We start from the raw sequence: 245 nt of genomic DNA, 5'->3' as shown, positions 1-245 counted from the left end.
ACCGCGACCGTCCACCCGGGGGCGGTCGCGACGTTCTCGACGATGGCGAGCCCGAGACCGATGCCGCCCGTCGTGTACCCGGTCTCGAAGACCACCTCGCGGTCGCGCTCGGGGATGCCGGGGCCGTCGTCGGCGACGAAGAAGCCGTCCTCGTCGGGGAGCGGTCCGACGGTCACCGTCACCGTCACCGTCAGCGGCGCGTCACCGGAGGCCGTCCGGGAGCCGGTCGCCGCGTGCTCGACCGC

The 245-nt window shown here is 74.7% G+C and carries 1 protein-coding gene; it reads right to left on the bottom strand.

The features are described from left to right. The coding region (locus SM753_RS21035; protein WP_323192983.1) for an ATP-binding protein at positions 1-245 on the bottom strand (245 nt) is incomplete at both ends.

The sequence above is a fragment of the Halostella sp. PRR32 genome, assembly GCF_034808085.1.
Taxonomy (GTDB): domain Archaea; phylum Halobacteriota; class Halobacteria; order Halobacteriales; family Natronoarchaeaceae; genus Halostella; species Halostella pelagica.
Note: the sequence above shows the minus strand (reverse complement) of the source record. Positions and strands in the feature narration are given on the sequence as shown.